At 68.6% G+C, this 22714-nt stretch carries 25 protein-coding genes; 21 read left to right on the top strand and 4 right to left on the bottom strand.

From position 1 onward, the window contains the following. Positions 1-337 precede the first annotated feature (337 nt). The 3 genes from gspD to gspF are packed head-to-tail and all read left to right on the top strand — an operon-like array spanning position 338 to position 5380. Entirely contained in the window at positions 338-2662 is a 2325-nt protein-coding gene (gspD, locus tag BTE28158_RS18740) for a type II secretion system secretin GspD (protein ID WP_151049755.1), read from the top strand. Further along, positions 2659-4158: a type II secretion system ATPase GspE gene (gspE, locus tag BTE28158_RS18745; RefSeq protein ID WP_059602146.1), complete on the top strand. Its 1500-nt coding sequence runs from the start codon at positions 2659-2661 to the stop codon at positions 4156-4158. Before gspD ends, gspE begins: the two co-directional genes overlap by 4 nt. 4 nt (positions 4159-4162) lie before the next feature. Continuing rightward, complete coding sequence (gspF, locus tag BTE28158_RS18750) at positions 4163-5380, top strand: type II secretion system inner membrane protein GspF (RefSeq protein ID WP_059602149.1); 1218 nt, start codon at positions 4163-4165, stop codon at positions 5378-5380. A 30-nt stretch (positions 5381-5410) separates the two neighbouring features. Here the strand turns inward: gspF and BTE28158_RS18755 are convergent, their stop codons facing one another. Then, positions 5411-5821: a type II secretion system protein N gene (locus BTE28158_RS18755; protein ID WP_059602152.1), complete on the bottom strand. Its 411-nt coding sequence runs from the start codon at positions 5819-5821 to the stop codon at positions 5411-5413. A 178-nt stretch (positions 5822-5999) separates the two neighbouring features. Between BTE28158_RS18755 and gspG the strand changes: the two genes are divergently transcribed. From gspG to BTE28158_RS18795, 8 genes are read left to right on the top strand one after another with little or no spacing between them, the layout of a single operon-like run. Then, positions 6000-6452 (top strand): type II secretion system major pseudopilin GspG, encoded by a 453-nt coding sequence (gene gspG, locus BTE28158_RS18760; RefSeq protein WP_059602155.1) that lies wholly within the window; start codon positions 6000-6002, stop codon positions 6450-6452. A gap of 42 nt (positions 6453-6494) precedes the next feature. Beyond that, positions 6495-7031: a GspH/FimT family pseudopilin gene (locus BTE28158_RS18765; protein ID WP_151049757.1), complete on the top strand. Its 537-nt coding sequence runs from the start codon at positions 6495-6497 to the stop codon at positions 7029-7031. Next, positions 7028-7432, top strand: a complete 405-nt coding sequence (gspI, locus tag BTE28158_RS18770; RefSeq protein WP_059602158.1) for a type II secretion system minor pseudopilin GspI — start codon at positions 7028-7030, stop codon at positions 7430-7432. Before BTE28158_RS18765 ends, gspI begins: the two co-directional genes overlap by 4 nt. Then, entirely contained in the window at positions 7410-8114 is a 705-nt protein-coding gene (locus tag BTE28158_RS18775) for a PulJ/GspJ family protein (protein WP_059602162.1), read from the top strand. Before gspI ends, BTE28158_RS18775 begins: the two co-directional genes overlap by 23 nt. A gap of 2 nt (positions 8115-8116) precedes the next feature. Further along, entirely contained in the window at positions 8117-9241 is a 1125-nt protein-coding gene (gene gspK / locus BTE28158_RS18780) for a type II secretion system minor pseudopilin GspK (protein ID WP_124627872.1), read from the top strand. A 24-nt stretch (positions 9242-9265) separates the two neighbouring features. Next, positions 9266-10630: a type II secretion system protein GspL gene (gspL, locus tag BTE28158_RS18785; RefSeq protein WP_174920012.1), complete on the top strand. Its 1365-nt coding sequence runs from the start codon at positions 9266-9268 to the stop codon at positions 10628-10630. Then, positions 10627-11133, top strand: coding sequence for a type II secretion system protein M (locus tag BTE28158_RS18790; protein ID WP_151048965.1), 507 nt, complete (start codon positions 10627-10629; stop codon positions 11131-11133). Before gspL ends, BTE28158_RS18790 begins: the two co-directional genes overlap by 4 nt. Positions 11134-11164: 31 nt before the next feature. Next, positions 11165-11953 carry a type II secretion system protein N gene (locus BTE28158_RS18795; protein WP_124902831.1) on the top strand — a complete coding sequence of 263 codons (789 nt, stop codon included), beginning with the start codon at positions 11165-11167 and terminating at the stop codon, positions 11951-11953. A gap of 29 nt (positions 11954-11982) precedes the next feature. Here the strand turns inward: BTE28158_RS18795 and BTE28158_RS18800 are convergent, their stop codons facing one another. After that, complete coding sequence (locus BTE28158_RS18800) at positions 11983-13542, bottom strand: efflux transporter outer membrane subunit (protein ID WP_151048964.1); 1560 nt, start codon at positions 13540-13542, stop codon at positions 11983-11985. A gap of 275 nt (positions 13543-13817) precedes the next feature. After that, complete coding sequence (locus BTE28158_RS18805; protein WP_151048963.1) at positions 13818-14105, bottom strand: multidrug ABC transporter ATPase; 288 nt, start codon at positions 14103-14105, stop codon at positions 13818-13820. Positions 14106-14280: 175 nt separating this feature from the next. Here BTE28158_RS18805 and BTE28158_RS18810 point away from each other — a divergent pair, with 175 nt between their 5' ends. Further along, entirely contained in the window at positions 14281-14769 is a 489-nt protein-coding gene (locus BTE28158_RS18810; protein ID WP_059531315.1) for a MarR family winged helix-turn-helix transcriptional regulator, read from the top strand. Positions 14770-14943: 174 nt separating this feature from the next. Further along, on the top strand, positions 14944-16506 hold the full coding sequence (locus BTE28158_RS18815; protein WP_124627864.1) for a DHA2 family efflux MFS transporter permease subunit: 1563 nt from the start codon (positions 14944-14946) through the stop codon (positions 16504-16506). 52 nt (positions 16507-16558) lie between these two features. Here the strand turns inward: BTE28158_RS18815 and BTE28158_RS18820 are convergent, their stop codons facing one another. After that, entirely contained in the window at positions 16559-17485 is a 927-nt protein-coding gene (locus BTE28158_RS18820) for a LysR family transcriptional regulator (RefSeq protein WP_151048962.1), read from the bottom strand. 139 nt (positions 17486-17624) lie between these two features. Here BTE28158_RS18820 and BTE28158_RS18825 point away from each other — a divergent pair, with 139 nt between their 5' ends. The 8 genes from BTE28158_RS18825 to fliQ all read left to right on the top strand — a co-directional run bounded on the left by BTE28158_RS18825 (position 17625) and on the right by fliQ (position 22711). Next, positions 17625-18101 (top strand): CidA/LrgA family protein, encoded by a 477-nt coding sequence (locus BTE28158_RS18825; protein WP_059602183.1) that lies wholly within the window; start codon positions 17625-17627, stop codon positions 18099-18101. A 13-nt stretch (positions 18102-18114) separates the two neighbouring features. Next, entirely contained in the window at positions 18115-18837 is a 723-nt protein-coding gene (locus BTE28158_RS18830; RefSeq protein WP_059531328.1) for an LrgB family protein, read from the top strand. 179 nt (positions 18838-19016) lie between these two features. Continuing rightward, entirely contained in the window at positions 19017-19553 is a 537-nt protein-coding gene (gene fliL, locus BTE28158_RS18835; RefSeq protein ID WP_059602185.1) for a flagellar basal body-associated protein FliL, read from the top strand. 22 nt (positions 19554-19575) lie between these two features. Then, a complete protein-coding gene (gene fliM, locus BTE28158_RS18840) occupies positions 19576-20574 on the top strand; it encodes a flagellar motor switch protein FliM (RefSeq protein ID WP_059465946.1) in 999 nt (332 codons plus the stop codon). Further along, entirely contained in the window at positions 20567-21058 is a 492-nt protein-coding gene (gene fliN, locus BTE28158_RS18845) for a flagellar motor switch protein FliN (RefSeq protein ID WP_151048961.1), read from the top strand. The genes fliM and fliN overlap by 8 nt, the downstream gene beginning before the upstream one ends. Next, on the top strand, positions 21055-21624 hold the full coding sequence (gene fliO / locus BTE28158_RS18850; RefSeq protein WP_420868015.1) for a flagellar biosynthetic protein FliO: 570 nt from the start codon (positions 21055-21057) through the stop codon (positions 21622-21624). The genes fliN and fliO overlap by 4 nt, the downstream gene beginning before the upstream one ends. Positions 21625-21660: 36 nt before the next feature. Further along, the gene (gene fliP, locus BTE28158_RS18855) at positions 21661-22422 is read left to right on the top strand and encodes a flagellar type III secretion system pore protein FliP (RefSeq protein WP_124627857.1); all 762 of its coding nucleotides are present in this window, start codon (positions 21661-21663) and stop codon (positions 22420-22422) included. Positions 22423-22438: 16 nt separating this feature from the next. Then, positions 22439-22711 (top strand): flagellar biosynthesis protein FliQ, encoded by a 273-nt coding sequence (gene fliQ, locus BTE28158_RS18860; protein WP_006750427.1) that lies wholly within the window; start codon positions 22439-22441, stop codon positions 22709-22711. Positions 22712-22714 lie beyond the last annotated feature (3 nt).

Here is a 22714-nt window from a genome sequence, read left to right on the forward strand (position 1 = left end):
GATCGGGAAAACCCGTGTCTGTTATTCGTACGACTGGAAACGCGCCGCCCGTATCATACAGACAGTCCGTCACGTGGCGACAAGCAAAAGGCGGCAGCCCGTTTATACCGCATTTTCGTGTCGATTCATCGCAAAACGACGGCGATGGCCTGAATGCCGGGGCATTGCCGAAATCTTACATATTGCATACGGTGTGCCGGATACATGTCGTATGTGAGACAGTCCTCGGATCAATGTGATATTTCGGACATGAAAAACTGCTAATGTCGCGCCTTTAGGACTTGGATCCCAGCACTACCGCCGGAAGTGGCCTGAGCCGGCATCGACCCATTCATCCATGACAAGAAATCGCTTCGTTATGCGGCGCATCGCCACGACCCTGATGGTCGCCGGCATCATCGTCTCGCAGGCCGCCTACGCTCAGGTCACGCTCAATTTCGTGAATGCGGATATCGACCAGGTCGCCAAGGCGATCGGCGCCGCAACCGGCAAGACGATCATCGTCGACCCCCGCGTGAAGGGGCAGCTCAATCTCGTGGCCGAACGGTCGGTACCGGAAGACCAGGCGCTGAAGACGCTGCAGTCGGCGCTGCGCATGCAGGGCTTCGCGCTGGTGCAGGATCACGGGGTGCTGAAGGTGGTGCCCGAGGCCGATGCGAAGCTGCAGGGCGTGCCGACCTACGTCGGCAATAAACCGCAGGCGCGTGGCGACCAGGTGATCACGCAGGTGTTCGAGCTGCACAACGAATCGGCGAACAACCTGCTGCCGGTCCTGCGGCCGCTGATCTCGCCGAACAACACGGTCACGGCCTACCCCGCGAACAACACGATTGTCGTTACCGATTACGCGGACAACGTGCGCCGCATCGCGCAGATCATCGCGGGCGTCGACAACGCCGCGGGCGCCCAGGTGCAGGTCGTGCCGCTGCGCAATGCGAACGCGATCGACCTCGCCGCGCAGCTTCAGAAGATGCTCGACCCGGGCGCGATCGGCAACAGCGATGCGACGCTGAAGGTGACGGTCACGGCCGATCCGCGCACCAACTCGCTGCTGCTCCGCGCCTCGAGCAGCGCGCGTCTGGTCGCCGCGAAACGCCTCGCCCAGCAGCTCGACGCACCGAGCGCGGTGCCCGGCAACATGCACGTCGTGCCGCTGCGCAATGCCGACGCCGTGAAGCTCGCGAAGACGCTGCGCGGGATGCTCGGCAAGAGCAGCAACGACAGCGGCTCGTCGGCGTCGTCCAACGATGCGAACAGCTTCAACCAGGGCGGCGGCTCTTCGTCGAGCGGCAACTTCTCGACCGGTACGTCGGGCACCCCGCCGCTGCCGTCGGGCGGCCTCGGCGGTTCGTCGTCATCGTCGTACGGCAGCGGCGCGTCGGGCAGCGGCGGGCTCGGCAGCGGTGGCCTGCTCGGCGGCGACAAGGACAAGGGCGACGACAACCAGCCGGGCGGGATGATCCAGGCCGACGCGGCCACCAACTCGCTCATCATCACCGCGTCCGATCCGGTCTACCGGAACCTGCGCTCGGTGATCGATCAGCTCGACGCACGGCGTGCGCAGGTCTATATCGAAGCGCTGATCGTCGAGCTGAACTCGACGACGCAGGGCAACCTCGGCATCCAGTGGCAGGTCGCGAGCGGCCAGTTTCTCGGCGGCACGAACCTGAGCCCCCAGCTCGGCCTGGGTAACAGTATCGTCAACCTGACGACGGGCGCGGCGGGCAGCACCGGGCCCGGCCTGGCGGCCAACCTCGCAACGCTGACCCCGGGCCTCAACATCGGCTGGCTGCACAACATGTTCGGCGTGCAGGGCCTTGGCGCGCTGCTGCAGTATTTCGCGGGCGTGAGCGACGCGAACGTGCTGTCGACGCCGAACCTGATCACGCTCGACAACGAGGAAGCGAAGATCGTCGTCGGCCAGAACGTGCCGATCGCGACCGGTTCGTATTCGAACCTGACGAGCGGCACGACGAGCAACGCATTCAATACCTACGACCGTCGCGACGTCGGCCTGACGCTGCACGTGAAGCCGCAGATCACCGACGGCGGGATTCTGAAGCTGCAGCTCTACACGGAGGATTCGGCGGTCGTCAGCGGTACCACCAACGCGCAGACCGGCCCGACCTTCACGAAGCGCTCGATCCAGTCGACGATCCTGGCCGACAACGGCGAGATCATCGTGCTCGGCGGCCTGATGCAGGACAACTACCAGGTATCGAACAGCAAGGTCCCGCTGCTCGGCGACATTCCGTGGATCGGCCAGCTGTTCCGTTCGGAATCGAAGGTGCGCGCGAAAACCAACCTGATGGTGTTCCTGCGCCCGGTGATCATCTCCGATCGCAGCACCGCGCAGGAAGTCACTGCCAACCGCTACGACTACATCCAGGGCGTGACGGGCGCGTACAAGTCGGACAACAACGTGATCCGCGACAAGGACGATCCGGTCGTCCCGCCGATGCCGCTCGGTCCGAGCCAGGGCGGCACGCCCGCCGGGAACCTGTTCGACCTCGACAAGATGCGTCGCCAGCAGATGCAGCGCCAGGTGGCGCCGGTTCCGGCCCAGCCGTTGCCGGAGGCGACGCCCGCGCAGCCGCAGAGCGTGCCGCAGCAGGCGGTGCCGCAACAGCCGCTGACCGCCACGCCGGGAGCCTCGCAGTGACGGACGTGCTCGCGTCCTCCGCCCACGACGGTGCGCCGGGCGAACGGCAGCCGCCGTCGCCGCTCGCCGCGCGCCTGCTGCCGTACGGCTTCGCGAAGAGCGGCCAGGTGCTGATCGCGCACCAGCTCGACGACACGCTCGAGGTGTGGATCAGCGAACGCACGAGCGACGCCGCGCTCGCGGAGATCGCGCGCAACTTCGGCTCGATCTCCGTGCACCGCGTGCCGGCCGACGAACTCGCGCAGGCGATCAACCAGGCCTACGCGCGCCAGGACGGCAGCGCCGCGCAGGTGGTCGGCGAGGTTGAAGGCGAAGTCGACCTGTCGCGCCTGATGCAGGACATTCCCGAAGTCGAGGATCTGCTCGAATCGGAAGACGACGCGCCGATCATCCGGATGATCAACGCGCTGCTCACGCAAGCGGCGCGCGAACAGGCATCGGACATTCACATCGAGCCGTTCGAGAACGCATCGGTCGTGCGATTTCGCGTCGACGGCACGCTGCGCGACGTCGTGCGCCCGAAGAAGGCGCTGCATGGCGCACTGATCTCGCGGATCAAGATCATGGCGCAGCTCGACATCGCCGAGAAACGCCTGCCGCAGGACGGCCGCATCACGCTGCGCGTCGGCGGCCGGCCGGTCGACGTGCGCGTATCGACGCTGCCGACCGGGCACGGCGAGCGCGCGGTGCTGCGTCTGCTGGAAAAGGATGCGAAGCGCCTGAATCTCGAAGCGCTCGGGATGGGCCGCGACACGCTCGTCCAGTTCGACAAGCTGATCGCGCGACCGCACGGCATCGTGCTCGTCACGGGCCCGACGGGCTCGGGCAAGACGACGACGCTGTATGCGTCGATGTCGCGGCTCGAAACCGCGACGACCAACATCATGACCGTCGAGGACCCGATCGAGTACGACCTCGGCGGCATCGGCCAGACGCAGGTGAACGAGCGGATCGGGATGACCTTTGCCCGCGCGCTGCGCTCGATCCTGCGCCAGGATCCGGACGTGATCATGATCGGCGAAATCCGCGACCTCGAAACCGCGCAGATCGCGGTGCAGGCGTCGCTGACGGGCCACCTCGTGCTCGCGACGCTGCACACGAACGATGCGGCATCGGCCGTCACGCGTCTGACCGACATGGGTGTCGAGCCGTACCTGCTCGCATCGTCGCTGCTCGGCGTGCTCGCGCAGCGCCTGGTGCGGCAGCTCTGCCCCGTCTGCAAGGAAGAGCGGCACGAGGATGGGCGCACGCTGTGGCATCCGGTCGGCTGCGACAAGTGCGGGCATTCGGGCTACGCGGGCCGGCGCGGCGTATACGAGCTGCTGCTGGTCGACGACTCGATCCGCGCGCTGATCCATCGCAACGCGGCCGATGCGGAGATTCTGGCCACCGGCCGCGCGGAAGGGATGCGCACGCTGCGCGACGACGCCGAACGCTGGCTCGCGGCCGGCGCGACGTCGCTCGAGGAAGTGCTGCGCGTGACGGGAGGCGCATAGCGCGATGCCGGCATTCCGTTTCGAAGCGATCGATGCGGCGGGACACGCGCAGAAAGGCGTCATCGATGCCGACAGCGCGCGTGCCGCGCGCGGCCAGCTGCGCACGCAGGGGCTCACGCCGCTCGTCGTCGAGCCGGCCGCCAGCGCAACGCGCGGCGCGCGCTCGCAGCGCCTCGCGTTCGGCCGCAAGCTGTCGCAGCGCGAGCAGGCGATCCTCACGCGCCAGCTCGCGAGCCTGCTGATCGCGGGGCTGCCGCTCGACGAGGCGCTCGGCGTGCTGACCGAGCAGGCCGAACGCGACTACATCCGCGAACTGATGGCCGCGATCCGCGCCGAGGTGCTCGGCGGCCATTCGCTCGCGAATGCGCTGGGCCAGCATCCGCGCGATTTTCCGGAAATCTACCGCGCGCTCGTCGCAGCGGGCGAGCATACGGGCAAGCTCGGCATCGTGCTGTCGCGCCTGGCCGACTACATCGAGCAGAGCAACGCGCTCAAGCAGAAGATCCTGCTGGCGTTCACGTATCCGGGCATCGTCACGCTGATCGCATTCGGCATCGTGACGTTCCTGCTGAGCTACGTGGTGCCGCAGGTCGTCAACGTGTTTGCGAGCACGAAGCAGCAGTTGCCGATCCTCACCGTCGTGATGATGGCGCTGTCGGAATTCGTGCGGCACTGGTGGTGGGCGATCCTGATCGTGGTCGCGCTCGTCGTGTGGTTCGTGAAGGCGACGCTGTCGCGCGACGGGCCCAGGCTCGCGTTCGACCGCTGGGTGCTGACCGCGCCGCTCGCGGGCAAGCTCGTGCGCGGCTACAACACGGTGCGCTTCGCGAGCACGCTCGGCATCCTGACCGCGGCCGGCGTGCCGATCCTGCGCGCGTTGCAGGCGGCCGGCGAGACGCTGTCGAACCGCGCGATGCGCGCGAACATCGACGATGCGATCGTGCGCGTCCGCGAAGGCTCCGCGCTGTCGCGCGCGCTGAACAACGTGAAGACGTTTCCGCCGGTGCTCGTGCACCTGATCCGTTCAGGCGAAGCGACGGGCGACGTGACGACGATGCTCGACCGCGCGGCGGAAGGCGAGGCGCGTGAACTCGAGCGGCGCACGATGTTCCTGACGAGCCTGCTCGAGCCGCTCCTGATCCTCGCGATGGGCGGCATCGTGCTCGTGATCGTGCTGGCCGTGATGCTGCCGATCATCGAGCTGAACAACATGGTGCAGTGACGGCCCGAGCGTCGGTCGGGCCGCCGCCGTTCAACGCATGTAGATCGCGGGGGACGGTGTGTTCGCGGGGAGCTGGATTTCGGCGCGGGCGCCGTTGCGATCGACGATGATCGAGCGGCTGCGGACTTCGGCGAGCTTCGCGCCGGGCGTGACTTCCGCGCCGAGCGACACGGCCCGCGGCGGTTCGCCGCCGACGCCGACGATCGCGGCGCCGCCATGATTGAGCGCGAGAATGCCGAACAGGTGGATGTCCTGCACGGGATTCTTGTCGAGCTGTCCGCCGAAGAGCGCGGCGGCGTCCTCGGTGCGGATCGGCAACCGCGCGGCGGCGGCGGGCAGCGGCGCTTCGCGGGCCGACAGCGTGACGACCCAGTAGGTGGCCGTCGCGCACAAACCCGCGAAGAGGGCTAGGGAGAGGATCCGGATCGAGAGCGCGTTCATGCGCGCTATTGTACGGATGTATATGAAATTTGCGTTGGGTGAAAGCCCTCGGCAATGCGCGCCTTACAATGCGTGCTCCGCGCCCGGGGTATCGGAAGCTTGCCGTCAGGCAGGCATGCCGCGATCCGCAGGGTGCGTCACTCAATCGACGATATTTTTTGGAAAGAGGTAGTCAGTCATGCAAACGTGGATCACTCGCCGTAATGCGGCCGTGCGCCGTCAGCGCGGTTTCACGCTGATCGAGATCATGGTGGTGGTCGCGATCATCGGGATCCTCGCGGCACTGATCGTGCCGAAGATCATGAGCCGTCCCGACGAGGCGCGCCGTATCGCCGCGAAGCAGGACATCGGCACGATCATGCAGGCGCTCAAGCTGTACCGTCTCGACAACGGCCGCTATCCGACCCAGGAACAGGGCCTGAACGCTCTGACCCAGAAGCCGACCACCGATCCGATCCCGAACAACTGGAAGGACGGCGGCTATCTCGAGCGCCTGCCCAACGATCCGTGGGGCAACGGGTACAAGTACCTGAACCCGGGCGTGCACGGCGAGATCGACGTGTTCAGCTACGGCGCCGACGGCAAGGAAGGCGGCGAGAGCAACGATTCCGACATCGGTTCGTGGCAGTAAGCCTGCGCTGACCGGACCGACGTTCTCCCCGTTCCTCATTTCATGCCCGCCCTTCGCACGCCCTTGCGCGCCGCTCGCCGCGATGCCCGCGACGGTCGCGTTCGTCGCGGTGTGGCCGTGACCGCGGCGCGTGCGCGCGGCTTCACGCTGCTCGAGATGCTGGTCGTGCTCGTGATCGCGGGCCTGCTGGTGTCGCTCGCGTCGCTGTCGCTCACGCGCAATCCGCGTACCGACCTGCGCGAGGAAGCGCAGCGCATCGCGCTGCTGTTCGAAACGGCCGGCGACGAAGCGCAGGTGCGCGCGCGCCCGATCGCGTGGCAGCCGACCGCGCACGGCTTCCGTTTCGACGTGAGCTCGCCCGACGGCTGGCGCACGCTGCACGACGACGTGCTGCGCCCGCGCGACTGGGACGGCGGCGTCACCGGCGCCGATATCGACTACCCCGGATCCGACGTGCGCGCGAGCCGCGTCGTGTTCGGCATTGAAAGCGTCGACACGCCGGTGCGCGTGACGCTGCATTCGGCGGTCGGCAGCGCGACGATCGTCGGCACCGGCAACGGCCGCTACGAGGTGCAATGACGATGCGTCGTCGCCTGCCCTTCCCGGCTTCTTCCCGAGGCTTCACGATGATCGAGGTGCTGGTCGCGCTCGCGATCATCGCGGTCGCGCTCGCCGCATCGATCCGCGCGGTCGGCACGATGGCGACCAATGCGTCCGATCTCCATCGCCGGCTGCTCGCCGGCTGGAGTGCCGACAACGCACTCGCGCAGTTGCGGCTCACGCATGCGTGGCCGGAGGTCGGCGAGCAGAATTTCGACTGCTCGCAAGGCAACGTGCAGCTCGTCTGCACGCAGCGCGTGAGCACGACGCCGAACCCGGTGTTCCGGCGCGTGCAGGTGTCGGTGAGCATGCCGGGGCAAGCCGGCGTGCTCGCGCAAATGGTGACGGTGGTCGCGAATGAAACCAGCCGTCCGCTCTGACGCGCCGATGCGGCGCCGGCCCGTGCGTTCCGTCGGCTCGCGCCGCGTGCGCGGCTTCACGCTGATCGAACTGATGATCGCGATCGCGATCCTCGCGGTGGTCGCGATCCTCTCGTGGCGCGGGCTCGACCAGATCATGCGCGGCCGCGACAAGGTCGCGTCCGCGATGGAGGACGAGCGCATCTTCGCGCAGATGTTCGACCAGATGCGCATCGACGCGCGGCTCGCCGCCACCGACGACGAAGCCGGCCAGCCGGCCATCGGCGTCGCCGGCAACACGCTGCAGATCGTCCGCGAACTCGACGTGCCGGGCGCCGCGCCACGGCTGCAAGTGGTCCGCTACCGGATCGCCGGCGGGCGTGTCGTGCGCTATGCGTCGCCGCCGCTCGACGACGCGAACCGCCTGCGCGACGTGCTGAAGGACAGCAGCGTCGACGGCTGGAGCTGGGTCGCGCTGATGGGCGGCGTCGGTGCGATCGACGCGAAGCTGTACGTGCCGCGCGTCGGCTGGACCACCAATCTGCAGGCGGCCAGCGACGCGCTGTCGCAGAACAACGATGCGCTGAAGGTGCCGCAGATCGGCAACGCGCCGCCGACGCGCGCGGTGACGGGCCTGCAGGTCAGCATCGGTGCGACGTCGCTGCGCGTGCCCGTCACGCGCATCTTCCTCGTCGGGGAATGACGATGCGCGCGCGCCCTCACCGTTCCCGGTTCGCCGCTCGCGGCAGCGCAAGCGCGCATGCCCGCACTCGCCGCGAGCGCGGCGCGGCGATCATTACGGCGCTGCTCGTCGTCGCGCTGTCGGCGATCCTCGTGTCGGGGATGCTGTGGCGCCAGCAGGTGCAGATTCGCCGCATCGAGAACCAGCGCGTGATCGCGCAGGCGCAGTGGGTCGCGCGCGGCGCGCTCGACTGGACGCGCATGATCCTGCGTTCCGAAGGCGACACGGCGCCCGGCATCACCTATCTCGGCGGGATCTGGGCCGTGCCGATCGCGAAGACCAAGCTGTCCGACTTCCTCGGCCGGATCGGCGCGCCGAACGACAACGGCGGCGAAGACACCTACATCTCCGGATCGATCGAGGACGCGCAGGCGAAGTACAACCTGCGCAACCTCGTGTCGTCGCCGGCGCCCGGCGTGCTGCAGCTCAACGTGATGCAGCTCCAGGCGTTCCAGCGGCTGTTGACGACGCTCGGCTACGACGGCGCGTTCGCGAAGCGGATCGCGCTGCAGATGCGCGCCGGCCTGATGCATTCGGCGACGCGCTTCCAGACGCCGACGCTGCCCGGCGCCGGTACGGCCGCGACCGCGCCGGTGCCCGGCGGCGACATGACCGGCAACATCACCGACGAACCGGGAATGTCCGACAGCGATCGCGGGCCCGCGCCGCTCGTGATGACCGGCGTCGACAGCCTGCTCGACGTCGACGGCGTGACGCCCGAAATGGTCGCGCGGCTGCGCCCGTTCGTCACCGTGCTGCCCACCACCACGCCGGTGAACATGAACACCGCGCCCGCCGAGGTGATCGCGGCGCTGGTGCCGGGGATGAGCGTGTCGTCCGCGCAGGCGCTCGTGGCGCGCCGCGAGACCGTGTTTTTCCGTAACGTCGGCGACGTGCAGCTCGCGCTGCGCGGTGCCGGCGCGCCGAACGTGACGATCGACTCGAGCCTCGTCGACGTCAATTCGAGTTATTTCATCGTGCATGGCCGGATTCAGCACGATCGCGCGGAGGTCGATCGCACCTCGCTCGTGTATCGTGATTCGACCACGCACTCGACGCGGGTCGTGCGCATCCGCGACCAGCTATAACGACGCCATTCGGGAGAGGAGCTCTTGAGCACGCTGATTGTTTCTTTGCCGCCGCGCGAGCCGGCCGTGCCGTTGCAGGAATGGCAGTGGCCCGAGCTGCCGTTCACGCTCGTGGACAAGGCCGGCCAGGTGCAGCGCGCGGGCCGCGCCGCGCTCGCGCTGCTGCCACGCGCGAACGCGACGGTGCTGATCGTCGCCGCGCGCGACGTGCTGCTGCTGGCCGCGACCGTGCCGCCGCTCAAGGGGCCGAAGCTGCGCCAGGCGCTGCCCAACATCGTCGAGGACCAGCTGATCCAGGATCCGCTCGGCTGCCATATCGCGCTCGATCCGGTCGCGCTGCCTGACGGCCGCCGCGTGCTGGCCGTCGTCGATCGCGCCTGGTTCCGCGCGATCTGCGACGCGTTCACCGCGGCCGGCCACCGGCACCTGAGCGCCGTGCCCGCGACGCGCTGCCTGCCTGCGCCGCGGGCGCCGGCGGCGGACGCTGCGCCTGCCGACGGTGAGGCCACGCCGGCCGACGCGATCACGACTGTGACCGAGCCGCCCCTCCGCCCGACGGCGGTGGCCGCGGTGCTCGGCCTCGCGACGACGGTCGAACCCGTGCTCGTGGAAGTCGGCGCGCTGCCGGCCTCGGCCGGTGCGCCGCGTCTCGAGCTCGCGATCGCGCGCGGTGCGCTCGGCGAAGGTTTCGCGGCGCCGGCATCGCGCGCGGGCGGCACGCTGGCCGCGCTCGCCGGTGGTGGCGACGTCGAGCTGTACGAACTCGGCGAACCGGGTGCGGAGCCGCGCCTCGCGTCGGTCGGACGTGCCGACGGCCCGCTGCTGCCCGGCGCGCAACCGCTGTCGTTCGACGCATTCGCGCGGCGTGCGCTGACCGAGCGCTTCGATCTGTGCCAGTTCGAATTCGAATCCCAGCCGTGGCGCTTCGACCGCGCGACGGTGAAGCGCCTGCGCGTGCCGATCGCACTCGTCGCGGCCACGCTCAGCGTCGCGGTGATCGGGATGAACCTGCATTGGTGGAAGCTGTCGCGTGAGCGCGACGCGCTGTCCGCGCAGATCACCGAGACGCTGCTGTCGGCCTTTCCGAAGACGACGACGGTGCTCGATCCGCCCGCGCAGATGCAGCGTCAGCTCGACCAGTTGCGCCTCGCGGCGGGCGAGCTGTCGCCGAACGATTTCCTCGCGTTGTCGAGCGGGTTGTCCCGTTCGATGGGCGCGCTGCCGCTGAACGGAATCGCGTCGCTCGATTATCACGACCGGCGGCTCGACGTCGGCTTCAAGCCGGAGGTCAAGGTCGACCCTGATTTCCCGCAGCGTCTCGCGCGCAACGGGCTGTCCGGCGAAGTCGACAGCAGCACCGGCAAATGGACGATCCGGAGCCGCTCATGAAGACCGAACAACTGAACCAGACGCTTGCCCAGTTCTGGGGCGAACGCACGCCCCGCGAGCGAACGCTGCTCGGCTGGGGCGGCGCCGTGCTGGCCGTCGCGATCGCGTATTCGGTGCTGTGGTCGCCCGCGCAGGAAGGCCGCGCGCGGATCCGCCACGAACTGCCGACGATGCGCAGCGAGCTCGCGCAGATGACCGCGCAGGCCACCGAGGCGAAGTCGCTGACGGCCGCCGCGCAAGGCGTCGCGCCGACCGGCCTGGCGCTGAAGGACGCGCTCACCGCGTCGCTGTCCGATCACGGGCTGCAGGGCGCGCAGGTGCAGGTCGTCGGCAACGGCGTGCAGGTCCAGATGAAGAACGTGCCGTTTCCGGTGTGGACGCAGTGGCTCGACGACGCGCGCCGGCAGTTCAAGGTGCAGGTCGGCGAAGCGCACGTGACCGCGCTGAAGGAAGACGGCCAGGTCGACCTGACCGCCGTGATGCAACCCTCGACGCAGAAATGACGCAGTGGATGAAACAAGCGACGGTCGGCCGATGAGGCCAGGGATCCGGCGGCTCGTCGCCGCATTGCCGTGGGTGGTGGCAGGCGCGCTTGCGACGGCGCTGACGCTCGTCGCGCTCGCGCCTGCCGCCTGGATCGCACCGCAGTTCGCGCGCGCGACCGGCGGCCACGTCAATCTCGTGGATCCGGACGGATCGCTGTGGCACGGTTCGGGCACGCTGATGCTCGCGCCGGGCGCGGACCAGAGCGCGGCGACGCTGCTGCCGGGCCGGGTCGAGTGGACCACGGGCTTCTGGCCGCTCCTCACCGGGCGCGTGCAGATGCGCATGCGGCAGACCGAGGCGATGCCCGACGCCGTCACGCTCGACGCGACGTGGCGCGGCGCGGTGCTGTCGGCCGGCTCGATGGCCGTGCCCGCGTCGCTGCTCGCCGGGCTCGGCACGCCGTTCAACACGCTCGACCTTCAGGGTGACGTGCGGCTCCGCTGGACCGACTGGCGGATGATCGGCAACAACGCGTTCGGCCAGTTGACGGTGACGATCGATTCGATGAGTTCGCGCGTGTCGCGCGTGAAGCCGCTCGGGTCGTACCGGGCGGTGCTGCAGGCAAAGGGGGCGGACGCCGATCTCGACCTGTCGACGACGCAGGGCCCGCTATTCCTCGACGGGCACGGCACCTTCGGTCCCGGCCAGGGTTCGTTTCGCGGCACCGCGCATGCGGCGCCCGAGCAGCAGGCGAACCTCGCCGGGCTGCTGAACCTGCTCGGCCATCCGATCGGCAACAACCAGGTGTCGCTGATCTTCGGTGATGCGGTGCGCTGACGCGCGCGCCGTGCTCGCCTTTTCCCGTCTTACTTCTGCGCGAGCGGTGCGGCGGCCGACGGTGCGGTTACGGCCGGCGCTGCCGCAGCGGATGCCGGCACCGGCGCGGGCGCAGCCACGTCGCCCGTTTCGCGCGCCATGTCCGACGCATCCCAGCCGCCGCCGAGCGCCTTCACGAGCCCGACCGACGACACCATCCGCTGGCCGCCGATCGTCGCGAGCTTCTGCTGCGCGGTAAACGCGGTGGTCTGCGCGGTCAGCACGTTCAGGTAGGCGACCGTGCCGGCCTTGTACTGGTTCGTGACGATCGCGAGCGCGTGCTCGGCGCTGTCGACGGCCTGCCGCTGCACGTCGACTTCCTGCGCGAGGATGCGCTGCGATGCGAGGTTGTCCTCGACATCCTGGAATGCGGTGAGCACCGCGAGGCGGTACGCGGCGACGTCCTGGTCGTAGGTCGCGCGCGCGGCATCGGTCTGCGCGGCGCGCAGGCCGGCGTCGAACAGCGTTGCCGCGAGCTGCGGGCCGACCGTCCAGAACCGCGCGGGCAGCGTGAACAGCTGCGACCACACCGAGCTCTGGAAGCCGCCGGTGGCCGACAGCGTGAGCGTCGGGAAGAAGGCGGCGATCGCGACGCCGATCTGCTCGTTCGCGGCAGCCGCGCGACGCTCGGCCGCCGCGATGTCGGGCCGGCGCTCGAGCAGCGCGGACGGTACGTCGACCGGCATGATCGGCGGTTGCGCCGAGAGCGGGCTCGGCGGCAGCGAGAACGTCGAGGCCGGTTCGCCGATCAGCGTCGCGATTGCATGTTCGTACTGCGCGCGCGCGACGCCGTTGTCGATCGACGCGGCCTGCGCGCTCTGCAGCTGCGTCTGCGCCTGGATCACGTCCGCGCGCGCGGCGACGCCCTGCGCGTACTGGTTCTGTGTGAGCTTCAGCGATTCGCCGTACGACTTCACGGTGTCGTCGAGCAGCTTCTGCAGCGCATCGGACGTGCGCAGCTGGAAGTAGGTCTGCGCGAGCAGCGCCTGCTGCGACAGCCGCGCGTTCGCGAGATCGGCCGCGGCGGCTGCCTCGCCGGCGCGTTGCGCGCTGACGCTGCGGCTCACCTTGCCCCACAGGTCGGGCTCCCAGCTCGCATCGAGACCGACGCTGTAGCTATTGCTGATCGACGAGGTGCTGCCGAAACCCGACGTGCTCGACGTGGATGTGCGCCCCGTGCGGGAGCGCGAGCCCGACGCGGTCAGCCCGACGGTCGGGAAGTACGCGGCACGCGCTTCGGCGACGAGCGCGCGGGCCTGCCGGTACGCGGCGGCCGATTGCGCGATGGTCTGGTTCGATGTGTTGAGCTTGCCGATCAGCGCGTCGAGCTGCGGATCGTTGTAGACCGTCCACCACGGGCCGCGGTCGGTCCGGTCGGCGGGCTGCGCGACCTTCCACCCAGCCGGCGCTTCCTTGAAGGCGGCGGGGATCGACGTGTCGGGCCGGTGATAGTCGGGCCCGACGGCGCAGCCGGCGAGCAGCACGACCGTCGCAACGGCGACGGCGGCGCTCAGCGGGCGAAGGGCGCGCGGGAGGGGGGCGTACGGCATCGTGGTATTCCTGTCTGGGCGCGACGGCCAGCGAGCGGCGTCGCGTGATGCGGTCGTCGTGCCGCTGGCGGACAAATGGTAACTGACGGCGGGAAAGCTGCGCAGCCCTTAGGGTACGGTGCGCGGCGGCACGAATGTGTTACCGGCGCGGCCGGCCGGTTTACCGGTCATTACGGATCGCTTGCGCGCGGGATGGGCGACGAATGCGGCGCGGACGGCGCCGGGCCGCGGGGATGCAGCCGGCGTTCAGTCCGGATGACGGGGGTGGTGCGGTGTCAGTGGCAGTGCACGGGCACCGGCACAGGTTCGGCGGCGGCGGACCGCCATGTCGACGGCTCCGTTGCCGCCGGCTGGCTCGTGCGGCGGGCGGTGTGCTTCGCGTTGCGCTGCCGGCGATGATCGAACCATGCGAACCCGAGCGCCGCGATCGATCCGCCCGGCACCACCAGCATCGTCACGTACAGCGCGATCTTCCAGCCGCGGTGCGGCCCGGAGAACACATGATGAGCGGTATCGGTCAGGTTGCGGCGCAGCGCGCCGGCGGCATTTTTCAGGAACAGCATCGCGAACATCCTCGGGTGCCCGGCAGCGCGGGCTAAGCGGTCAGAACATCGTCTCCGGCAGTGCAACATGCACGTCGTAACTGGTTGCCTGAAATAATATTGACTAAGCAATCAATTTTCAAGATACTGGGCGCGTTTTGACCTGAAACGCACTATTGCTGCGCGCGCAATTCGCATGAACGGCGGCCTCTACGATCCCGACACCATCGCACTGGAAACGAGCCTCGGTTACTACCTAACCAAGGCTCGGCAGGCGCTCGTCGAGCGAATGGACCGCGCACTCGAGCCGTACGACCTCACCGCGCAGCAGATCGGCGTGATCCTGCTGTTGTCGCGCGGCTATGCGCGCACGCCGTTCGAGCTGTCGCGCAAGATGTCGTACGACAGCGGCTCGATGACCCGGATGCTCGACCGTCTCGAGCGCAAGGGCCTGATCGCACGCTCGCGCAGCGAACAGGACCGCCGGGTGATCGAGCTGACGCTGACCGAACGCGGCGCCGAAGCGGCCCGTGCGCTGCCGTCGCTGATCGCGACCGCGCTGAACGCGCAGCTTGCCGGCTTTTCGGCCGACGAACTCGCGCTGCTCACCGGCCTGTTGCAGCGGTTCATCGCCAACGGGCCCGGCGACACCGGCTGCCCGAAGCCCGACGAACCGGACTGCTGAGTGCGGAGGCCCCATGTCTAGGTTAAGCATTCGCTTATTTCTCTGTCTGGGCAGAAGATGACAAGGCACGTGCTCCGTCTCTTCCCTCACCCGTTCCAACCAGCCGGGCCGCGCGGTATCGTGCGCCCGTGCGCTGTGCCGGCGCGTTGCGCGCGCCGCGTCTAGGAGATTCCGATGTCCGCCACCACGGCATCCGCCGCGCCCCGTGCCGCCGAACCCGCGCCGCTGACCGGCGGCGCGCTCGCGCTCCTCACCGTCGGGCTCGCGCTCGGCACCTTCATGGAAGTGCTCGACACGTCGATCGCGAACGTCGCGGTGCCGACCATCTCGGGCAGCCTCGGCGTCGCGACGAGCGAAGGCACGTGGGTGATCTCGTCGTATTCGGTCGCGTCCGCGATCGCGGTGCCGCTGACCGGCTGGCTCGCGCGGCGGGTCGGCGAAGTGCGCCTGTTCACGCTGTCGGTGCTCGCGTTCACGATCGCGTCGGCGCTGTGCGGCCTCGCGGAGAACTTCGAGACGCTGATCGCGTTCCGGCTGCTGCAGGGCCTCGTGTCGGGGCCGATGGTGCCGCTGTCGCAGACGATCCTGATGCGCACCTATCCGCCCGCGAAGCGCGGGCTCGCACTCGGGCTATGGGCGATGACGGTGATCGTCGCGCCAATCTTCGGCCCGTTGCTGGGCGGCTGGATCAGCGACAACTACACGTGGCCGTGGATCTTCTACATCAACCTGCCGATCGGGATCTTTTCGGCGGCCTGCGCGTACTTCCTGCTGCGCGGCCGCGAGACGAAGACGACGAAGCAGCGGATCGACGCGGTCGGCCTCGCGCTGCTCGTGATCGGCGTGTCGTGCCTGCAGATGATGCTCGACCTCGGCAAGGACCGCGACTGGTTCAACTCGACCTTCATCGTCGCGCTCGCGCTGATCGCGGTCGTATCGCTGGCGTTCATGCTCGTGTGGGAGGCGACCGAGAAGGAACCGGTGGTCGATCTGTCGCTGTTCAAGGACCGCAACTTCGCGCTCGGCGCGATGATCATCTCGTTCGGCTTCATGGCGTTCTTCGGCTCGGTCGTGATCTTCCCGCTGTGGCTGCAGACGGTGATGGGCTACACGGCCGGCAAGGCCGGCCTCGCAACCGCGCCGGTCGGGCTGCTCGCGCTCGTGTTGTCGCCGCTGATCGGGCGCAACATGCACCGGCTCGACCTGCGGATGGTCGCGAGCTTCGCGTTCATCGTGTTCGCCGGCGTCTCGGTCTGGAACTCGACGTTCACGCTCGACGTGCCGTTCAACCACGTGATCCTGCCGCGGCTCGTGCAGGGGATCGGCGTCGCATGCTTCTTCGTGCCGATGACGACCATCACGCTGTCGAGCATCCCCGACGAGCGGCTCGCGAGCGCGTCGGGGCTGTCGAACTTCCTGCGCACGCTGTCCGGCGCGATCGGCACCGCGGCCAGCTCGACGTTCTGGGAGAACGACGCGATCTACCATCACGCGCGACTGTCGGAATCGGTGAGCATCTATGCGCAAAACACGACCGACTACCAGGGCGCGCTCGCGCAGCTCGGGATCGTCGGCCAGACGGCCAACGCGCAGCTCAACCAGCTCGTCACGCAGCAAGGCTTCATGATGGCGACCAACGACTTCTTCCACCTGTCGGCGGGGGTGTTCATCGCGCTCGCGGCGCTCGTGTGGATCACGAAGCCGAAGAAGGGCGCGGGACCGGCGATGGGGCACTGAACGCGCGGGGGGCCGCGCCGGCCCCTCCCCCCGTTCCCCTTCCGTCGCGGCCTCACTCCCGCGCCAGCAATCCGCCGAAGGCCAGATCGTCGCCCGACGCGATCGGCAGCGTCGCCCGCGCGACCTCGAGCCATGCACGCGCCGCGTGCGACAGATAACCCTTCTTCAGCCAGCCGAGCGCGATCGCCCACGTGATTTCCGGCTCGACGATCGGCCGGCACGTGAACTGCCGCGCGTCGAGCCGCCGGCAGTACGGCTCCGGCAACAGCGCGATGCCGACGCCCGCGTGCACGAGCGCCGCCATGAAATCCCAGTGTCCGCTGCGGCTCACGATCGACGGCGTGAAGCCGGCCAGCCGGCACGCGTCGAGCACCGCATCGTGCAGCGCGAGGCTCTCCGCGTAGAACACGAACGACTCGCGCGCGAGATCGGCGAGCGGCACGGCCTTGTGGTCCTCCCAGCGCGACTCGCGCGGCGCGACGAGCCATAGCGGCGCGCGTACCATCGGCAACCGCTCGAACGTGGCGGGATCGACCGGCTCCAGCAGCCCGCCGAGCTCGAGTTCGCCCGACATCAGCGCGGCCTCGATCATCCGCGCGCCCTGCTCGAACAGCTTCAGCTCGATGTTCGGATAACGCTGCTTGTACGCGGCGATGATCGGCGTGAACAGCGACCCGCCGAGCGGCGGAATGCCGATCGTCAGTTCGCCGCGCCCGAGCGTGCCGAGATCCTTCAGCTCCGACTGCAGCTGCGCCTGCGCGGCGAGCACATCCTGGCCGCGCTGGAACACGATCCGCCCCGCGTCGGTCAGCACCATCTGCCGGCCGTCGCGCAGCAGCAGCGGCGATCCGATCTCGTCCTCGAGCGCCTTCACCATCTTGCTGATGGTCGGCTGCGTGACGAATAGCCGATCGGCGGCCGCCGTGAAACTCTGCTGACGGACCACCTCGACGAAGTACCGCAGCGCGCGCAATTCCATCGATCACTCCCCAGATTGGTGCAGCGAACACAACTGAATTCCGAATTGGAATGACAAGGATAGAGACAAGTCATTTTATTTATGGTTAGGGGAAACCCTATACTCACACCATCGACGAAATACCTGTATGGAGCCCGCCATGAACAAGCCGATCGCCACTGCCGCCGCCCGCCCTGCCGCTTCGGGCAACGTTGCGCGTACGGGCCGGATCGTGCTTCAGGCCGCCGCGCTTGGCGTGCTGTGGATGGCCGTCGACTGGACCGTGCGTGCGGTCGGGCTGCCGGTGCCGTCCGGCGTGATCGGCCTCGCGGTGCTGCTCGCGCTGCTGTTCTCGGGCCGCGTCGCGCCCGCGTGGGTCAAGGACGGCGCGAACTGGCTGCTGTCCGACATGCTGCTGTTCTTCGTGCCGGCCGCCGTCGCGGCCGTCCAGTACGGCGGTCTGTTCCGCGAGGACGGCTGGCGTATCGCGCTGGTCATGCTCGCCGGCACCGCATTCGTGATGGTCGCGGTGGCGGTGGCGGTCGACCTCGCCGCGAAGCTCGAACGCCGGCTTGCCGCGCAGCGCGTGTTCGCCGAGCGCCGCCGCGCGCGCCTCGCCGCCGTGACCGCCCACTGAGCCGGAGCCCGGGATGCCTGCGCTGCTGTCGAACCTGTCCGCCGACCAGGTGAATACCGCGATCTCCGTCGGCTGCTTCGTGCTGACGGTCGTCCTGTATTTTGTGTCGAAGCGGCTCTACGCGTACAGGAAGACGCTGCTGTTCTCGCCGCTCGTGTTCGTGCCTGGCGTGCTGGTGCTGCTGGTCCTGCTGACCGGCATCCCGTATTCGGTCTACTTCCGCGACACGCGCTGGCTGATGTGGCTGCTCGGCCCGGCAACGATCGCGTTCGCGGTGCCGATCTACGAGTACCGCGACCTGATCCGCCGCCACTGGCTGTCGCTGTCGGTCGGCGTCGCGGTCGGGATCGGCGCGGGCGTATGCGGGTCACTGCTGCTCGCGAAGCTGCTGCACCTGTCGCCCGAGCTGCAGCGCTCGCTGATGACGCGCTCGGTCTCGACCCCCTTCGCGCTCGCCGTATCCGACAAGATTCATGCACCGAAGGACCTCACCGCCCTCTTCGTGATCGCGACCGGCATCTGCGGGATGCTGCTCGGCGAAATCGTGCTCGCGCTGGTGCCGATGCGCACGCGGCTCGCGCGCGGCGCGCTGTTCGGCGCGGCCGCCCACGGCGTGGGCACCGCGAAGGCGCGCGAGATCGGCAGCGAGGAAGGCGTCGTGTCGAGCCTCACCATGATGATCGCGGGCGTCGCGATGGTGCTGATCGCGCCGCTCTTGTCGCTGTTGCCGATCTGACGATGCGCGGGCGGGCGCCGCTGTCAGCCCGCTCCGCCTCGCTGCCCCGGCGCCCGCCGGCCGCGCCTCGCCCCGCCGTTCCCGCCCTGCATCGAGCCGACACCCGGCCGACAATCGGCTGAGATAGCCGCAATTCCCCCCTCTTTTCCACCCATCGGGCTCGGCCCGGATGCCGAACAATGCATGCTACGAGACATCACGCACGCACTCACATGGCCTCCACGACCGCAAACCCGACCGCCGACAAGCCGGCTTCGTCCGGCAAGTTCAAGCGCATCGCGCTCATCGCCGTCATCGCGCTGGGCGCGGCCGCCGCCGCCGCGGGCGGCATGTACGTGTTCCTGAGCAAGGCAGGCGTCGGCCATGCGAGCGCGCCCGCCGAACCGGCGCCGCTTGCCGCGCCGGTGTTCTTCCCGCTCGACCCGCTGACCGTGAACCTGCAGTCGGACGACGGCGTGCAGCACTACCTGCGCGTCGGCCTGTCGCTGAAGCTCACCGACCCGAAGGCGCAGGAGCAGCTGACCGCGCGCATGCCGGAGATCCGCAGCCGGATCCTGCTCGCGCTGTCGAACAAGCATCCCGAGGATCTCGCGACGCCGGACGGCAAGCGTTCGCTCGCGACGGAACTGCGGGAGCTGATCGAACAGCCGACGCAGCCGGGCAACCAGCGCGCGAAGGTCGACGACGTGCTGTTCACCGAATTCGTCGTCCAATAACGCGGCCGGACAAGGAGCGCGCATGGGCCACCAGGAGTTCATGTCCCAGGAGGAGGTCGACGCCCTCCTCAAGGGCGTCACGGGCGAAACCGATTCAGTCGACGAGCAGCGCGACACGTCGGGCGTCCGCCCCTACAACATCGCGACGCAGGAGCGGATCGTCCGCGGCCGGATGCCCGGCCTCGAGATCATCAACGACCGCTTCGCGCGCCTCTTGCGGATCGGCATCTTCAACTTCATGCGGCGCACGGCGGAAATCTCCGTGAGCCAGGTGAAGGTGCAGAAGTACAGCGAGTTCACCCGCAACCTGCCGATCCCGACGAACCTGAACCTGGTGCACGTGAAGCCGCTGCGCGGCACGTCGCTGTTCGTGTTCGACCCGAACCTCGTGTTCTTCGTCGTCGACAACCTGTTCGGCGGCGACGGGCGCTTTCACACGCGCGTCGAGGGCCGCGACTTCACGGCCACCGAGCAGCGGATCATCGGCAAGCTGCTGAACCTGGTGTTCGAGCACTACACGACCGCGTGGAAGAGCGTGCGGCCGCTGCAGTTCGAATTCGTGCGCTCGGAGATGCATACGCAGTTCGCGAACGTCGCGACGCCGAACGAGATCGTGATCGTCACGCAGTTCTCGATCGAGTTCGGGCCGACGGGCGGCACGCTGCACATCTGCATGCCGTACTCGATGGTCGAGCCGATCCGCGACGTGCTCGCGTCGCCGATCCAGGGCGAGGCGCTCGAGGTCGACCGCCGCTGGGTGCGCGTGCTGTCGCAGCAGGTGCAGTCGGCCGAGGTCGAGCTGAGCGCGGATCTCGCCGAGATCCCGTCGACCTTCGAGAAGATCCTGAACCTGCGTGCGGGCGACGTGCTGCCGCTGGAGATCGAGGACACGATCACGGCGAAGGTCGATGGCGTGCCGGTGATGGAATGCGGCTACGGCATTTTCAATGGTCAATATGCGTTGCGCGTGCAGAAGATGATCAGCGCGGGCGACACGATGAAGGAAGGTGGATATGAGTGAGCTGAACCCGACGCCCGAACTCGACCCGCAGGCGCTCGCCGACGCGGCACTCGCCGAATCGGCCGCAGCCGTGCAGGCGGCGCCCGCCGCGGCGGAAGAGGAATCGGGCCTGGACGACTGGGCCGCCGCGCTCGCCGAACAGAACCAGCAGCCGGTGCAGGCGGGCGCGACCGGCGCCGGCGTGTTCCAGCCGCTGTCGAAGGCCGCGGCCAGCTCGACGCACAACGACATCGAGATGATTCTCGACATCCCGGTCAAGATGACCGTGGAGCTCGGCCGCACGAAGATCGCGATCCGCAACCTGCTGCAGCTCGCGCAGGGTTCGGTCGTCGAACTCGACGGCCTCGCCGGCGAGCCGATGGACGTGCTCGTGAACGGCTGCCTGATCGCGCAGGGCGAGGTCGTGGTCGTCAACGACAAGTTCGGCATCCGGCTGACCGACATCATCACGCCGGCCGAACGCATCCGGAAGCTGAATCGGTGACCGTCATGAAGTCCGGCCGCGGCGTGCATCCTTGGCCGAGCCTGGCGGCGCTGGCCATCGTCGCGTCGTTCGTCTGCGCGCCGGCCGGCGCCGCCGACATGAACGCGGTGAACAACGCCGGCGCCATCGCGTCGACCGTGACAGTCGGCTCGGCCGTGCCGTCGCTCGGCGTCGGCGCGGTGCTGCAGACGCTCGTCGGGCTCGCGGTCGTGATCGGCCTCGTGTTCGGCTGCGCGTGGCTCGCGCGCCGCTTCGGCTTCCAGCCCGCGCGGCGCGGCGGCCCGCTGAAGGTCGTGTCGAGCGTCGGGCTCGGCGCGAAGGAAAGCGCGACGATCGTCGAGATCGGCGATACCTGGCTCGTGCTCGGCGTCGCACCGGGCAACGTGCGGCTGCTGCATACGCTGCCGGCCGGCTCGGCGGCGGTAACAACGGCGCCGGCGTCGGCCGACGCCTCCGCCCAGGCCGTATCGGACGAACTCGGCCAGAGCGGCACGTTCGGCGCGCGGTTTCGCGACGCGCTCGCGGGCGAAGCCGCGAAGCGCTTCGGGCGCGGCAAGGACCGCTGACATGGCGTCGCGCCCTCTCTCCGTATTCGCATCTCGATGAAACACGAATTCCTGCGTCACGCGGCGCGCTTCGCGCCCGTGCTGATCCTCGGCTTCGCCCCCGCGCTCGCATGCGCGCAGGCGGCCGGCCTGCCCGCGTTCAACACGAGCCCGGGCCCGAACGGCGGCACCACCTATTCGCTGAGCGTGCAGACGATGCTGCTGCTCACGATGCTGTCGTTCCTGCCGGCGATGCTGCTGATGATGACGAGCTTCACGCGCATCATCATCGTGCTGTCGCTGCTGCGCCAGGCGCTCGGCACCGCGACGACGCCGCCGAACCAGGTGCTGGTCGGCCTCGCGATGTTCCTCACCTTCTTCGTGATGTCGCCGGTGCTCGACCGCGCGTACGCCGACGGCTACAAGCCGTTCTCCGACGGCGCGATGCCGATGGAGCAGGCCGTGCAGCGCGGCGTCGCGCCGTTCAAGGGCTTCATGCTGAAGCAGACCCGCGAGACCGATCTCGCGCTGTTCGCGAAGATTTCGAAGGCCGCGCCGATGCAGGGCCCGGAAGACGTGCCGCTGTCGCTGCTGGTCCCCGCGTTCGTCACGAGCGAGCTGAAGACCGGCTTCCAGATCGGCTTCACGATCTTCATCCCGTTCCTGATCATCGACATGGTCGTCGCGAGCGTGCTGATGTCGATGGGGATGATGATGGTGTCGCCGTCCACCGTGTCGCTGCCGTTCAAGCTGATGCTGTTCGTGCTCGTCGACGGCTGGCAGCTCCTGATCGGCTCGCTCGCGCAGAGCTTCACGTAAGCGGAGGAAGCGCGCGATGACGCCCGAACAAGTGATGACGCTGGCGCACCAGGCGATGATGGTCGGCCTGCTGCTGGCTGCCCCGCTGCTGCTGGTCGCGCTCGCGGTCGGCCTCGTCGTGAGCCTGTTCCAGGCCGCGACGCAGATCAACGAATCGACGCTGTCGTTCATCCCGAAGCTGCTCGCGGTGGCCGCGACGCTCGTGATCGCCGGCCCGTGGATGCTGACGACGATGCTCGACTACCTGCGGCAGACGCTGCTGCACGTCGCGACGCTCGGCGCCGGCTGAGCC

It is taken from the genome of Burkholderia diffusa, assembly GCF_902499115.1.
GTDB classification, from domain to species: domain Bacteria; phylum Pseudomonadota; class Gammaproteobacteria; order Burkholderiales; family Burkholderiaceae; genus Burkholderia; species Burkholderia diffusa.